The sequence below is a fragment of the Rhizobium sp. BK313 genome, from assembly GCF_014193655.1.
Classification (GTDB): Bacteria; Pseudomonadota; Alphaproteobacteria; order Rhizobiales; family Rhizobiaceae; genus Rhizobium.
This window is the reverse complement of sequence record NZ_JACHZQ010000006.1, coordinates 393,791-407,169: the sequence shown is the minus strand read 5'-3', so window position 1 is coordinate 407,169 and position 13,379 is coordinate 393,791. Positions and strand designations below refer to the sequence as shown.

General features: G+C 59.0%; 12 protein-coding genes. 5 read left to right on the top strand and 7 right to left on the bottom strand.

Translation table 11 applies throughout. The features are described from left to right. The first annotated feature begins 315 nt into the window (after window positions 1-315). From FHT86_RS28200 to FHT86_RS28180, 5 genes are all read left to right on the top strand, one after another. Window positions 316-828 carry an Hcp family type VI secretion system effector gene (locus tag FHT86_RS28200; RefSeq protein WP_133709913.1) on the top strand — a complete coding sequence of 171 codons (513 nt, stop codon included), beginning with the start codon at window positions 316-318 and terminating at the stop codon, window positions 826-828. 211 nt (window positions 829-1,039) lie between these two features. Next, window positions 1,040-3,727 carry a type VI secretion system ATPase TssH gene (gene tssH, locus FHT86_RS28195; protein WP_133709914.1) on the top strand — a complete coding sequence of 896 codons (2,688 nt, stop codon included), beginning with the start codon at window positions 1,040-1,042 and terminating at the stop codon, window positions 3,725-3,727. A gap of 81 nt (window positions 3,728-3,808) precedes the next feature. Beyond that, window positions 3,809-5,068 carry a sigma 54-interacting transcriptional regulator gene (locus tag FHT86_RS28190; protein ID WP_183868943.1) on the top strand — a complete coding sequence of 420 codons (1,260 nt, stop codon included), beginning with the start codon at window positions 3,809-3,811 and terminating at the stop codon, window positions 5,066-5,068. Window positions 5,069-5,104: 36 nt separating this feature from the next. Then, window positions 5,105-5,467 (top strand): helix-turn-helix domain-containing protein, encoded by a 363-nt coding sequence (locus FHT86_RS28185; protein ID WP_183868941.1) that lies wholly within the window; start codon window positions 5,105-5,107, stop codon window positions 5,465-5,467. A gap of 5 nt (window positions 5,468-5,472) precedes the next feature. Further along, on the top strand, window positions 5,473-6,996 hold the full coding sequence (locus FHT86_RS28180; RefSeq protein WP_133709916.1) for a serine/threonine-protein kinase: 1,524 nt from the start codon (window positions 5,473-5,475) through the stop codon (window positions 6,994-6,996). Between the two features lie 46 nt (window positions 6,997-7,042). On the opposite strand, the gene FHT86_RS28175 is transcribed toward FHT86_RS28180, so the two are convergent. Genes FHT86_RS28175 through FHT86_RS28145 form a run of 7 tightly spaced genes read right to left on the bottom strand, consistent with a single transcriptional unit; the run spans window position 7,043 to window position 13,302 of the window. Further along, complete coding sequence (locus FHT86_RS28175) at window positions 7,043-7,819, bottom strand: MinD/ParA family protein (RefSeq protein WP_133709917.1); 777 nt, start codon at window positions 7,817-7,819, stop codon at window positions 7,043-7,045. Beyond that, entirely contained in the window at window positions 7,816-8,253 is a 438-nt protein-coding gene (locus tag FHT86_RS28170) for a hypothetical protein (protein WP_133709918.1), read from the bottom strand. The genes FHT86_RS28175 and FHT86_RS28170 overlap by 4 nt, the downstream gene beginning before the upstream one ends. A 49-nt stretch (window positions 8,254-8,302) precedes the next feature. Beyond that, window positions 8,303-8,641, bottom strand: coding sequence for a slr1659 superfamily regulator (locus FHT86_RS28165; protein WP_133709919.1), 339 nt, complete (start codon window positions 8,639-8,641; stop codon window positions 8,303-8,305). Window positions 8,642-8,673: 32 nt separating this feature from the next. After that, window positions 8,674-9,222, bottom strand: coding sequence for a slr1658 superfamily regulator (locus FHT86_RS28160; protein WP_133709920.1), 549 nt, complete (start codon window positions 9,220-9,222; stop codon window positions 8,674-8,676). A 2-nt stretch (window positions 9,223-9,224) separates the two neighbouring features. After that, window positions 9,225-11,603, bottom strand: a complete 2,379-nt coding sequence (locus FHT86_RS28155) for a SpoIIE family protein phosphatase (RefSeq protein WP_246779699.1) — start codon at window positions 11,601-11,603, stop codon at window positions 9,225-9,227. Further along, the gene (locus FHT86_RS28150) at window positions 11,600-12,775 is read right to left on the bottom strand and encodes a class I SAM-dependent methyltransferase (RefSeq protein ID WP_133709921.1); all 1,176 of its coding nucleotides are present in this window, start codon (window positions 12,773-12,775) and stop codon (window positions 11,600-11,602) included. The genes FHT86_RS28155 and FHT86_RS28150 overlap by 4 nt, the downstream gene beginning before the upstream one ends. Further along, window positions 12,775-13,302: a ubiquinone biosynthesis methyltransferase UbiE gene (locus tag FHT86_RS28145; protein ID WP_133709922.1), complete on the bottom strand. Its 528-nt coding sequence runs from the start codon at window positions 13,300-13,302 to the stop codon at window positions 12,775-12,777. Before FHT86_RS28145 ends, FHT86_RS28150 begins: the two co-directional genes overlap by 1 nt. Window positions 13,303-13,379: the final 77 nt, after the last annotated feature.

Genomic DNA, 13,379 nt, shown 5'->3' with positions numbered 1-13,379 from the left:
GCAGTGCCCATTTCGGCAATGGAGGGTGGAGACAGGAAAGCCAATGAAATCAATCGGACCTCTCCCATTGATGATGCGATCCCGTGATGTTTCCGCCCGAAGCACCCGTATGGAAACCCGCGCGATTGCAGCGGTGCTGAGAAGAAAACTGCTCGGCTGAAAGCGGATGAAAAATCGATGTCACCGCTTCAAGTCTCTGGTTAAGCTTGAGGAATTTTTCCGCGATGAGACTGGCATGCTGCTTGCTGCTGATGTTGGCGCTGACACCCTCGAACCGTCAGTTGATCATTTGCGATTTTTCTGGAGACATTTTTCATGGCTAACATCGGCTACATTACCATCACTGGCTCTACTCAGGGCGCCATCACCAAGGACGCTTCGACCGCTGACTCCATCGGCAACACCTGGCAGGAAGGCCACGAAGGCGAATCCATCGTCTACTCGTTCCGCAGCAACGCGATCGTTCCGCGCGATCCGAACTCCGGCACCGCCATCGGCACGCGCCGTCATGAGCCGGCCATGTTCGTCAAGCCGCTCGACAAGGCTTCGCCGATGCTCTGGCAGGCGCTTGCCACTGGCGAAAACCTCGAAATCGAGCTGAAGTTCTGGCGCACCTCGACCAAGGGCACGCAGGAACACTACTACACCATCAAGTGGACCGATGCCGTTCTCGTCGAAGGCAAGACGATCCTCCCGGACGTGCATGACTCCGCCAACGACTCCCGTGGCAACGTCGAAGAATGGTCGTTCACCTACCGCAAGTGCGACTGGACCCACGAGAAGGCCGGCACTTCGGCTTCCGACGATTGGCGCAAGCCGGTCGCCTGATCGGGTTCACGCGGAGTTTGCTCCCGTTGGAGCCTGCGATGCCCGGTTGCAGCCGTTCCCGTATCTTGCGGGGACGGCCTCATTGAAAGCCGATTTTGTGACAGTTGAAAAATTCCTGTTACATCGGCACGCTAGCTATATGTCGACAGTATTTTCAATTGAGACTTTTCAAGCGTCCTTTTTTCTGTGACGCGAACAAGGATATATTTCGTTGGTTGACCTGGACCTTCGTCGCCTGATCGGGCGCCTTGACACCTATTGCCGTCGCGCTCTGGAATCGGCTGCAGGCCTTGCGGTTTCCCGCGGCCATTATGAAGTCTCGATCGAGCACCTTTTGCTCGTCTTCATCGAGGACACGCAGCATGATGTGCAATCCATCTGCCGCTATTTCGAGGTCGATCCGGCAAACCTGAAGCGCAAGCTGCAGGGGGTTCTGGAAACGATCCGCAGTGGCAACCAGGGTCGCCCGGTCTTCTCGCCGCTTCTGGTGGAATGGCTGACCGACGCTTGGCTGGTAAGTTCCGTGGAGTTGGGGCTTGACCAGGTCCGTTCCGGCAGTCTCTTTGCGACTGTTTTTGCTCGCCCCAATCGCTTTGGCGATGATCGGTGGCTGTCCGTTCTCGGTTCTATCTCCTTCGAACGTCTGAAGAAGGAATTCGTCACCGCCGTCGACGGCTCGCAGGAGAGCGAGGCTGCGGCCGCAAGCCGCGGTGAAGCCGCCGTTGCCGGCACGGGCGCCGTGGCGGGCGCTGATCCCGACAGCGCGCTCGGCAAATTCTGCACGAATTTCACCAGCCAGGCGCGCGCCGGCAAGATCGATGCCGTCTTCTGCCGCGATCTCGAAATCCAGCAGATGATCGATATCCTCGGCCGCCGGCGCAAGAACAATCCGATCTGTGTCGGCGATCCGGGTGTCGGCAAGACGGCTGTCGTTGAGGGCCTGGCCCTGAAGATTTCCGAGGGCGATGTTCCGGATTTCCTGAAGGATGTTGAACTCATCGGCCTCGATCTCGGTATGTTGCAGGCCGGAGCCGGTGTAAAAGGTGAATTTGAAAGCCGGCTCAAGGCGATCATCGACGAGGTCAAGGCCTCGCCGAAGCCGATCATCCTGTTTATCGATGAAGCACACATGCTGATCGGCGCCGGAGGTGCTGCCGGCGGGGCGGATGCCGCAAACCTTCTGAAGCCAGCGCTTGCCCGTGGCGAGCTGCGCACGATCGCTGCCACGACCTGGAGCGAATACAAAAAATATTTCGAAAAGGACCCGGCTCTCGCCCGCCGCTTCCAGCTCGTCAAGCTCGATGAGCCGAGCCCGGAACAGGCGGTCACGATCATGCGCGGCCTGCGTGGCGCCTATGAGAAGGCACACGGCATCTATATCCGCGACAGCGCCGTCGAGGCCGCGGCCAAGCTCTCCGCCCGCTACATCTCCGGCCGACAATTGCCCGACAAGGCGGTCGACGTTCTCGACACCGCCTGTGCCCGGGTCAAATTGTCACTGTCCTCGACGCCTTCCGTCATTGAGCTCAAGCAGAAGCGAATCGCCGAGCAGAAGCGCGCGCTCCAAGCGCTGCTGCGCGATGATCACTCCAATCTTGGCGACACCGATCCGCGCATCGCGGAAATCGAAGCTGACGTCGCAACCCTCGAAACCGAGGCTGCCGACCTGATCGCCAAGCGCAACGAGGAAGTCGGGCTCGTGCATCGCATCCTCGAAATCCGCAGCCAGCTCGGCCTGCCGCTGGACGGCGATAAGGCGGTGACGCCGGCAGAGGTGAGCGGCGAAGCCACAGCTTCTGCCATCGATGCGGATGCACTGAAGAGCGAGTTCCAGGAGGCTTCCGCCAAGCTCAAGCAGCTGCAGCGCGGCAATCCGCTGGTCTCCTTCGAAGTGACGTCGGAAGCCATTGGCCAGGTGATCGCCGACTGGACCGGCATTCCACTCGGCAACATGGTCCGCGACGAAGCCAAGTCGATCCTGACGCTTGCCGAAAATCTCGGCCAGCGCGTGATCGGTCAGGATCAGGCGATCGAGGCGATCGACCATGGCGTGCGCGTCGCCAAGGCCGGCGTACAGAATCCGGATGCGCCGATGGGCGTCTTTCTCTTCGTCGGCCCTTCGGGTGTCGGCAAGACCGAACTCGCAACAGCGATTGCCGATCAGCTCTTCGGCGGCGAACGCTTCCTGATCTCGATCAACATGTCGGAATTTCAGGAAAAGCACACGGTTTCGAAGCTCGTCGGCTCGCCCCCCGGCTATGTCGGCTATGGTGAAGGTGGCGTGCTGACGGAAGCGGTGCGCCAGCGCCCTTACTCGGTCGTCCTGCTCGACGAGGTCGAGAAGGCCGATCTGGAAGTCATGAACCTTTTCTACCAGGTGTTCGACAAAGGCATGCTTTCCGACGGCGAAGGTCGCCTGGTCGATTTCAAGAACACCATCATCGTGTTGACCAGCAATCTCGCGACCGACATCCTCACCGAACTCGGCACGCGCGGCGAAAAGCCAGGGGTAGAGGAACTGGTTGAGGCGATCCGCCCGACGCTCAGCGCCCATTTCAAGCCGGCGTTGCTCGCCCGTATGCAGATCGTGCCCTTCTACCCGTTGATTGGCGAACCGCTCGAAAAGATCGTCAGGCTGAAGCTCAACAAGGTCGGCAAGCGTCTGCGCGAAAACCAGAAGATGGCGTTTTCCTATTCCGACGACGTCGTCAACGCCATCGCTGCCCGCTGCACGGAAGTCGAAACCGGTGCCCGCAATATCGATCACATCATCAATCGTACGCTCCTGCCGCAGCTCGCGACCGAGCTGCTCAGCAATCTCGGCGAAGAGGGCAGGAGCCATGACAAGGTCAGCGTCGAACTCGCGGAAACGGGAGGCTTCGCTTACCTCCTGTCTTAGTTGCTGGTGCAGGGGCGGCGAGGGGCTGCGATGGCGCTGGATCAACGCTTGCCGAGAGAGGAAAGGTCCAAGGTCGCGAAGATGAACAATCGCACGATCTATGAAGACCTTGTGGATCTGACGATTGCGCTCTCCAACGAGCGACGTATCGAGACCTTGATGTCACGCGTTGTCGAGGCAGCCATGCGATTGTCGAATGCCGAAGGCGCGGCAATCTTCACGCTGGATCGGCTCGCTCGGCATCTGCACCGCGTATCCTTCAACTATCGCGGCCTGACCGAGGGATCGCAGTCGGAGGCGCGTATCGCAATCTATGGGAAGTCGCTCCAGCTCAATCTGCAGGAGCCTGCCGCTTTCGCCGTTTCGACGGCAACCGCCGTCAATCTCGCCGATATCAACAGTGCCGCCGGCTATGATTTCTCGAACATCCGGCAGATGGACAAGGCGATCGGCTTCCAGACATCGTCCCTCGTCATCGCGCCGCTCATTCATGGCGACCAGACGATCGGCATTCTGCAGCTCGTCAATGTCCGCGACAAGGCAACGGGAGCCGTCGGCGCACTTCCGGATTTCCTCCTGCGGCCATTGCAGAGCTTTGCCGCCCATGCCGCTGTCGCCATCTGGAACACCCGCTTGCTGGAGGAAAACCAGCGGCTGATCCGTCAGCTCGGCCGCCAGAACGAGGAATTGCTTCAGGAAAATAGCCGCCTCCTCAACAAGGTGGCGCGCAAAGTCGTCAAGCCCAAGGGCCTTGTTGGCGACAGTCCGCCGATCGAGCGCGCCTATGGCTTGATTGCCCGCGCCGCTTGCTCCGCCGTGCCCATCCTGTTGCGCGGCGAGACCGGCACGGGCAAGGAGATGATGGCGAATTTCATCCATTCGTCGAGCGAGCGCAGCGGCAAGCCCTTCGTGGCGCAGAATTGCGCCGCATTGCCAGAGAGCCTGTTGGAAAGCGAGCTGTTCGGTTACGTCAAGGGCGCCTTCACCGGAGCCGTCGCCAATAAGCCTGGCCTCGCTCACGAGGCGCATCAGGGAACGCTGTTTCTCGACGAGATCGGCGACATGCCGCTCAGCCTGCAGGCCAAGGTGCTGCGCCTGCTGCAGGAGGGCGAGGTTCGGCGCGTCGGTTCGACGAAGGCAGACTATGTTGATGTCCGCATCGTCGCAGCCACCAACGTCAATCTCGAGGAGAAGATCGAGCGTGGCGAGTTCCGCAAGGATCTCTTCTATCGCCTCAATGTCTTCCCGATCGTCGTTCCGCCGCTGCGCGAACGACCGTCTGACATACCGAAGCTGGTCAATCACTTCCTGGCCATCGCTGCCGGCAATATCGGACGCTAGGCACCGCAGCTCTCGGCTGAGGCGCTGGATTCGCTGATGTGCTGGAGCTATCCCGGCAATGTGCGCGAGTTGCGCAATATCCTGGAGCGGGCCGTGCTGCTCGTCGATGATGGCCAGCAGATAGATCGCATCCATCTTCCGACCGAACTGACCGGTTTTGCCGGAAAGCCGGCGGTGGAAATGTCGAGCACGATCCCCGCCGGGGACCTGAAATCGATCGTCGGCCAATATGAGGCTCTGGTGATCGAAGCGAAATTGCGGGAAGTGAACTGGAATCAAAGCCGCGCGGCGCGCAATCTCAATGTCAGCCGACGCACGATTGTCGAGAAGCTCCAACGCTATGACATTCGTCGTCCAGGCTCCGTATCGCGCATCGATCTCGAGAGTGTTGAAACCTGAAATTCTTGCTGGGAAAAAAAGGTGATCATAGCGAACCTCCCGCCGAAGACGCGGATGGGGCGATTGGACTGTTCATCACCGGGAAGCTGACCTATGACGGCCTCGTCAGCCGGCTGGCCGCCGAAATTGCCAGCGGCGAAGCGGGCGCGGCAAGGGTTCGGGAGGCCATCTCCAATGCGGCGACGGTGGGCCGGCTTCCTGTCGACATTGCCGATATTCTCCTGAAGCTGTTGCCCGCATCAGCCTCAGGGCGGTCGGGGGAGCCGGAAGCAGACAGAAGTGCCGGTACATCGCATGCTCCCGATGAGGATTTGTTTGACGAACCAACCGTACCATTGCTGCGGCAAACTGGATCGCCATCAGAATCCGCGGCAACGACGCCGAAGCACCCCCCGGAAAAAATTCCCCCGCTACCATCATCCTATGTGGGCCTGCCCGGTCATGGGGCCGCGCCGCCGCAATATAGCGATGTGCAAAGCAAGGTCGACGATGTCGTCCTGTCCGCCCTGGTCAAGGACTACCGCGGCCTGCGACAGGACAGGCAGTCGACAGATGCCGCCTCCAGGACCGCCGGCCGCCCGGACGCGCTGGACGGGCTGCTCGCCAACTATAAGAGCGCCAGGTTCCGCTCCGATGCGCGCCGTGCCGTCAGCGGCAATGCCCGGGACGGACTCGAGCTCGGCAAGATGGATGGTTTCAACGGCCAGCGCGCCGGCGTCGGCGCCATTCTCCGCGACCGCTTCATCCTCGATGCGGAGATCGGCCGGGGTGGCATGGGCATCGTCTATTCAGCGGTCGACCGGCGGCGTCTGGAGGCGGGGGCCGGCGCGCCCTATGTGGCGCTGAAGCTTCTCAATGACGAATTCCGCAACAATTCCGATTCTCTGCGCGTGCTCGAGGCCGAGGCTCGCAAGGCACAAAGCCTTGCCCATCCGAACATCGCCACGGTCTATGATTTCGACCGCGATCGGTCCGAGATATTCATCGTCATGGAATTGCTGACCGGCAGGCCGCTCAGCAGGCTTCTGGCCGGCACAGCCGGTGAGGCCATGCCGGGCGGCAAGATCGTCTCGATGCTCAAGGGTATTTGCGCTGGGCTTGCCTACGCGCACCAGAACGGCGTCGTGCATTCCGATCTCAAGCCGGGAAACATTTTCGTTGGCGATGACAATAGCGTGAAACTGCTCGATTTCGGTCTTGCGACGGCTGGTTCGTTGGGCGGTTTCGATGTCCAGTCGCTGAACGCGCTGACGACGTCCTATGCCAGCCCCGAAATGTTCGACGGCGCAATCCGCGATCCGCGCGACGATATTTTCGCCCTCGGTTGCATTGCCTATCAGCTGCTGACGGGCATTCATCCCTTCCTCATGCAGCCGTCCAACCAGGTGGCCGCGCAAAAGATCGAGCCGGAGCCGATTGCCGATCTCGACCCTGCCGCCTGGGCGGCGATTGCCGGAGCTCTCCGCTTCGAGAGGGAAGAGCGCATCGGTTCGGTCGACGAATTCGTCCACGGCCTTTTCGAGACCTGACCGTCCTCAGAGCGGTTCACGCGATAGGATGAGTCGAAAAAACGCTCTATTCCTCGATGAGATCGAGGATCGCCTCTACACCCGCCGAAAAGGCATGGTCCGGCGATAGCGTTCTGACGAGACCGGTGCTGCCGATGCGCACCAGATCGGTCGACAGCGGCAGCACAGCCGCAACCGGCGTCCGGTAGCTAGAAAAGATGCGTTGCGACAGGTCCTGGAAGTCGAAGCTTTCCAGCGCCTTGTTGACCACCAGAAGCAGCTGCGGCACTTCCAGTTTACGCGCGAGCTCCAAAGTGACAGCCGTTCCCTGGTAGTCCTGGATATCCGGACGCAGCAACAGCATCAGCGTATCCGAAATCGCGATCGACAGCAGCGTTTCCTCATTGACCCCGGGGTGCGTGTCGATCAGCAAATAGTCCAGCTTCAGCTCGACGCAGAGGTTCTGAAAGCCGCTGTTCAGGTCCTCGACATCGTATTTCTCCTTCAGGATGCGCGCGATTTCACCAGTCTTGATGCTCGACGGAACGAGGAAGACGCGCCCACCTTCCGGCACCACCACGGTATCGTTTTCATCGACCACGCCCGAAGTAACGTCGAGCGCAGTCTCCGTCACCCCGCAGCGGCCCCAAAGATAGTCGTTGAGCGTAAAACGGAGGTTGTGCGGATCGACCTTGAAAAGCGTATGGATGCCCGGGGACTGAATATCGGTATCGATGACGCCGACGCGGTAGCCGCGCAGCGCAAGGCCCGCGGCAAGATTGGCGGTGAGGTTCGATTTGCCGGTGCCGCCGCGATAGGAGTGGGTCGAGATGATCTTGGTCACGGGGACTCGCCGTTGGCCTGGTGTTTGAATTTCGACCGCAGCGATTTTGCCCGTTGCTGCAGTTCGCGGAAATATTCAGTCTCGACGATTTCCTTGATTTCGAGATCGGCCTGTGTCTCATCGAAATGGACATCGAGCTTTTTCAAGCGCTGCTTAAGATTGGTGTTTTCGCGCTGCAGCTGCTGTTGGGCCGCCTCGAGCTGGCGCTGTGTTTCCTTGAGATCCGCGATCAGCTGGCTGGCGTGAAATTCGCGCGCCTCGACCTGCACCATCATGCTGGCGAACGTCTCCGCGAGGTTGCGAATGTCTTCTGAAACCGTCTCGTCGGCGACGATATTGAAGAGCAGTTCCGCATCGTCGAAGCTGGCATGTGCAATCGCCTCGCATACCGCTGCGAGGCTCTTGACCGCGCTTTGTTTTTCCGGCTCCGCCACGTCTTTCTCCCAGCGATTGCTGCTTCAGGTCTTGGCGGCGCCAGACAGTTTAGTTGATCGTCAGTTCGACGGCCGGATAGAGCTTCTTCAGGTTGGGGAGGGACTTCGATTGCCACGGAATCCGGGTCGACCCCTTGACCGCCATGCCGACATCCGGCTGATTGCGAACCTCGATGGTGAATTTCGCAAGAAGATTAATGCCGGAACTATTGAGGAATTCGAGCTCCGTCACGTCGAGAACGATCGTTTCCGGCTTCGATTTCAATACGTCACCCATCAGTTCGAGAATGGGCGCATAGGCCTCCGTCCCGGAAAGGCGCATCGTTCCCTCGTAGTGGATCGTCGCTTCTTCCCGCCACACGCGATATTCTTTGGTCTTAATTTCCATTTTCGATAACCGTTTCTCAGTTTATCTGCGTCTCATGAGAGGGAAAGCGCGGCATAGGTTTGAAGCTCTACTGGGCCGGCCGCCTCGTCATGTATGAATTTCCACCCCAGACGCGCACCGTAGTCACTCATCAATGTCAGCAGGCCGAGGCCGGATCCGCTCGACGAAGGATCGGCTGCATTCTGCTCGATCCGCTCTATCAGAAGTACCCCTGCGTCGCGAGCGGTGATTTCTGACAGTAGCTCTTGAAAACGCAGGGCGGTCTCTTTCTCGATCAGGTTGAAGACGCGCAGTTCGAAATTGCCGTCTTCGAAGGAGGCCTCGATCTCGATATCGCCGGGCGCGCGGAATTTCACTGCATTCTCAAGAAGTTCGTTGACGAGGTAACCGATCGCATGGCGAATTTCGTTGAGTTCCGGATCGCCGGCCTTTGCCTGGACGGCAAAGAAGTCGCCGAGAAAGTCCGCAGTTGTGCTGCAATGATGCCAACTGATATCAAGCGAGCCTTCCGAAAGCCGGAGCTTGCTGAGATCGGCTGCTGCCCCGTTTGCAGAATCGGTGTGTCCGAATTGCTGGATCATGCCTAGCGATGCCTCATAACTACGAGCGTGATGTCATCGTGAATTTTCTGCGTTCCGATATGTGCCATCAGATCCGCGATGATGCCGCGAACGATCTCGTCGGCACCGCCCGAGCGGTAGTCGTGCGCACTGGCACAAAGCCGGTCGAACCCGAAAAGCTCGCCGCTCGGGCTTTCCGCCTCGGTCACGCCGTCGGTGTGCAATATGATGATGTCGCCGCTTTCGAAGGGCAGGTTGCGGGTTGCGACAAAGGCGGAAATATCGCTCTCCAGGCCGACCGGGAATCCAAGATCGCCGGTATCGATCCGCTCCATAGCACCGTCGCGGCGAATGACGAGAACGTCCTCGTGTTGGCCTGAGAGCGTCACGTTCCGATCGTGATAGTCGAGGAATGCGAGCGTCAGGTGCTTGTCGGAATTCGTCCGCTCGATATTCTTATAGATGGCGCGGTTTAAGACTTCGAGGAACATCTTCGGATCGTCGCTGCCCTTCTCCTGAAGGGCGCGGGCGACGGACTGGACCATAAGCATCAACACGCCGCTTTCGAGACCGTGGCCGGTGACGTCGCCGATGCCGACCTTGACGCGGCCGCTTTCGTGCAGCACGTCGTAATAGTCGCCGCCCACTTCGTCGGCAGGCGCCATATAGCCGGCAATCTCGATCTGCTGGATGTCGTTTAGTTCGTTGGCCTTGGGCAGAACCATCATCTGAATGTGGCGGGCAATGTCGAGTTCCGCGCCGAGACGGACATTTTCGCTTTTCAGACGCTCGTTGAGGGTGGTGATCTCCTCGTTGGCATCTTCGAGTTCGCGGGTTCGCTCGTCGACCAGCCTCTCGAGATTCTCGGTGTGGAAGCTGATTTCCTCGGCCATGCGGTTGAAGGCATGCCCGACCTCCGCGATCTCATCGCGGGTCGAGACGCTGACGCGCACGCTATAGTCCTTCTTCTGCAAGCGTCTTGCGGCATCGGTCAGGGCACTGAGACCGGCGGTGATACGGCCGGAAATGGCAAAGACCGCCATCAGAACGATGATCAGACTGACCAGAACCGCCAGCAGCTGGTAGTCGACGATACGGGAGGTCGCTTTCGATATATTGTCCTGGGCAGCGATCAGCGCCTGATAGATCTCGCGTTCTGATACGACGAAGCCGAGCGACATCGTTTCTTCAACGATATTCTTGCCGTCCCACAGGTTGGCGGGCCTTAACTGCTTCAGCACCACCAGATAGGGGACGTCCTCGCCACCGCGGTTGAGGAAGATGTGCTTGATCGTCGTGCTCTGATCCTGCGGCAATTGCAGCGAAGCAATGGCGGACTGGGAGCTGTTGCGCAGCGAACGGTTGATGCCGGTGACGCCCTGCCCACCGACATCGCTCGACGTCAGCCCGAGGATTTCCTCGCCCGCCTTGCTGGTGGCGATGACGTTGCCGTTCGACATTGCCAGGAAGCCGAAGCCGGTCTTGGCGATGTTGACGCTTTGCACAACACTGGCAAGCTGGTCGAGCGTGATGTCGGCTGCGGTCATTCCGGCGACGTCGCTGCGATCTTTCGTCCAAAGCGGGTGGAAAAAGCTGACGATCAGCTTGCCGGTGATCGCATCGATATAGGGCGCGGTCGTGGTGATTAAGGAAGGAACTTTGCGCGAAGACGGATCCTTGATCCAGTTCTGCCAGCCTTCGTAAACTCCGGGAAAAAAGAAATCCCAGAAATTCATGTTGTTGTGACCGGGGTAGAGCTTGTCGAAGGTCTGGGCCTGCTGCGAATAGGGCGTTGTCCGCATGATCGGCCGATCCTTCGGCCCGACATAGTACATCTGCAGCTTCGGCGCCCCGGTCGCAAGCAGGGCCGGCGCAAAGAGATTGAAGGCGGCGCTCTGCTTGACGAGCGCATCGACCTCCGGCAGGGGCTTCTTGTCCGGGCCGAGCAGATAGCTCCATACGCTGATGACCGAGGCACCGCCGGTGTTTTGCGCCCAGTTTCCGGTTGCGTCGTAAACGAGATCGTCCCGCAATTGAGGGTTGGCCTCGATTGTAGTTCCAAGGTCTTGGCGCAGATCGGGATTGTCGATCAGCCCCTGCATCGAGTTCGCCAGGGATTCCACTTCCGAATGCACCTGATCCAAGAGCAGGTCGGCGCGCTCGGCCGTCGTATTGATGTAGGTCCGCAGATATTCCTCGCTCGCCTCCGTCAGGCCTTCGCCAACCTGCTGCGTGGCGTTGTGGGAGAGGCGCTGCACGTTCCAGATGGCGATGCCGCCACCCAGCATCAAATCGAAGAGCACGGCGGCGCCGACCACGAGGATGAATTTTGCGCGAAAGCTGCGACGGGAAAAGCGGCCGACGGCCGGTGGTTGCGCGATAGCGTCATCAACCATTGTCATTGTGGCTTGCGTCCCGATGCGACCCAGACCGGCCAGCCGGCATAGCCTTTCGGATGAAGCGCCGCAAAGATGTGATCTTGAAAGCCGCGCCGGAATTTCTCGTTGAATTCGGCGCTGTCGCCGCGCTGAACCGACATCTGGCCGGCATAGACATCTTCCCACGACTGGATGATATCAGCGAAATTCTGCGGGTCGCCGTCGAGATTGGTGACCATGAAGGATTCGATCCGGATGTCCTCGAAGCCGGCTTCCGTCATATAGCGGCGGCTTTTCGGACCGAGCTCGATATCCATGTTGAAATGCGCCCAGAGCTTGGCGACTTCGTTATATGTCCACTGAATGGACTCCGCGCGCGGCTCGCCCAGGCAATGGGAGTTCTTCTCATTGGTGATGTAGACGCGGCCGCCGGGCTTGCAGATACGGTAGAGCTCTCGCAGGATCAGCTCCGGCCGGTCGAAGACCTGCAGCGAATGGCGGCAGGTGACGAAATCGAATTGACTTTCGTCGAGCAGCATTTCGGAGGCGTCGCCATAGATATATTCGATGCCCTGTATTCCGAAATCGGTGGCGACCTTGCGGGCATAGGCAAGGCTTGATTTCGAATGGTCGAGCGCGACCAGCCGCGCCGGCTGGAATTCCTTGTGCAGCAACACCGCGAAATCGCCGATGCCGCAGCAGATATCGGCGATCGTCAGTCCCTCACGCATGCCATGCCGCGGCAGGATCGCCTTTTCGTGCTGCCACGTCATTTTCGTCTGGGTCCGCAATACCGGAATGAACCCACCCTCTTCCAGAAAGGTCTGTCCCGGATAGAAGGCGCTGTCATACTGCTCGATGACGATATTGGGGCTGATTTCGCGAAGTGCGCTGAACTTGCGGGTCGACCAGCCGACGACGCTCGAGGTGATGACGGAGATTTTCAGATCCGGCCGTTCCGCGCAGGCCTTCACGAGAAGGTTAGCCAGCACATGAAAGGCAAGATTGTTGAGACGCACGAGGCGCTTGACGTTGACGTAGACGGTGCCCCTGACCTTGGCGATCGAGCTTTCCATCAAACGAATGCAGGAATCGAGTTCCTCGACATATTGCGGGCGCATCGAACCGATGATCGAGAACTCCTGATTGTTCTCGTCGAAGCGGACCTTGTACGTGCTGTTTGCTGCTTCCGACATCAATCTACCGTATCTTCCAGCGCCAGCTCGGCGATCAATTTGATGGTGTTGTCGCCAGTGGCCTCGATGGAGATTTCAGCCGAATAGTCGACGGCAAGTTCGAACAGGCCGATGCGCCTATCGACCACATCCGATGAAAAGAGCATCTCCCTGTATTTCTCCGTGGCGTCCGGACCCCTCGCGAGTTCGACGGTGTCGCGATAAAAGCCCGCCTGGCTGGGGCTACAGGGAAGGATAAGTTCGACGCGATCGACCGCGCCATTTCGACGCACGGAGCAGCTGAATTTGCCCGATCCTTCATGGGTGCGAAAGATGGTCTCGAGAAGTTCGTTGAGAGCCGAGGAGAAAAGATTGGAATAGAGCAAAGAGTCAGTCCGGTTGTGGCTGATCATGCGCGCCACATAGGAGGAAAGACGATCGCAATGGCTCCAATTCGAACCGAATACACCAATCTCCATATCGACTTCGATGAGCGATTGAAATTTGGCCGCGGAAGACGTGTCGGGCGGAAAGGCTGCTATATTCATTTCCAAAACCAGGATTGAAAATATGCTGGAAAGTCCCAAAAAGCGGGAGCAAGTATATTAGAAATCAAGTAATTGCC

Excerpts from the sequence above, each read along its gene's own strand:
- FHT86_RS28200 (WP_133709913.1), top strand. The coding sequence starts at position 316 with ATGGCTAACATCGGCTACATTACCATCACTGGCTCTACTCAGGGCGCC.
- FHT86_RS28190 (WP_183868943.1), top strand. The coding sequence starts at position 3,809 with ATGAACAATCGCACGATCTATGAAGACCTTGTGGATCTGACGATTGCG.
- FHT86_RS28185 (WP_183868941.1), top strand. The coding sequence starts at position 5,105 with ATGTGCTGGAGCTATCCCGGCAATGTGCGCGAGTTGCGCAATATCCTG.
- FHT86_RS28165 (WP_133709919.1), bottom strand. The coding sequence starts at position 8,641 with ATGGAAATTAAGACCAAAGAATATCGCGTGTGGCGGGAAGAAGCGACG.
- FHT86_RS28160 (WP_133709920.1), bottom strand. The coding sequence starts at position 9,222 with ATGATCCAGCAATTCGGACACACCGATTCTGCAAACGGGGCAGCAGCC.
- FHT86_RS28155 (WP_246779699.1), bottom strand. The coding sequence starts at position 11,603 with ATGACAATGGTTGATGACGCTATCGCGCAACCACCGGCCGTCGGCCGC.
- FHT86_RS28150 (WP_133709921.1), bottom strand. The coding sequence starts at position 12,775 with ATGTCGGAAGCAGCAAACAGCACGTACAAGGTCCGCTTCGACGAGAAC.
- FHT86_RS28145 (WP_133709922.1), bottom strand. The coding sequence starts at position 13,302 with ATGAATATAGCAGCCTTTCCGCCCGACACGTCTTCCGCGGCCAAATTT.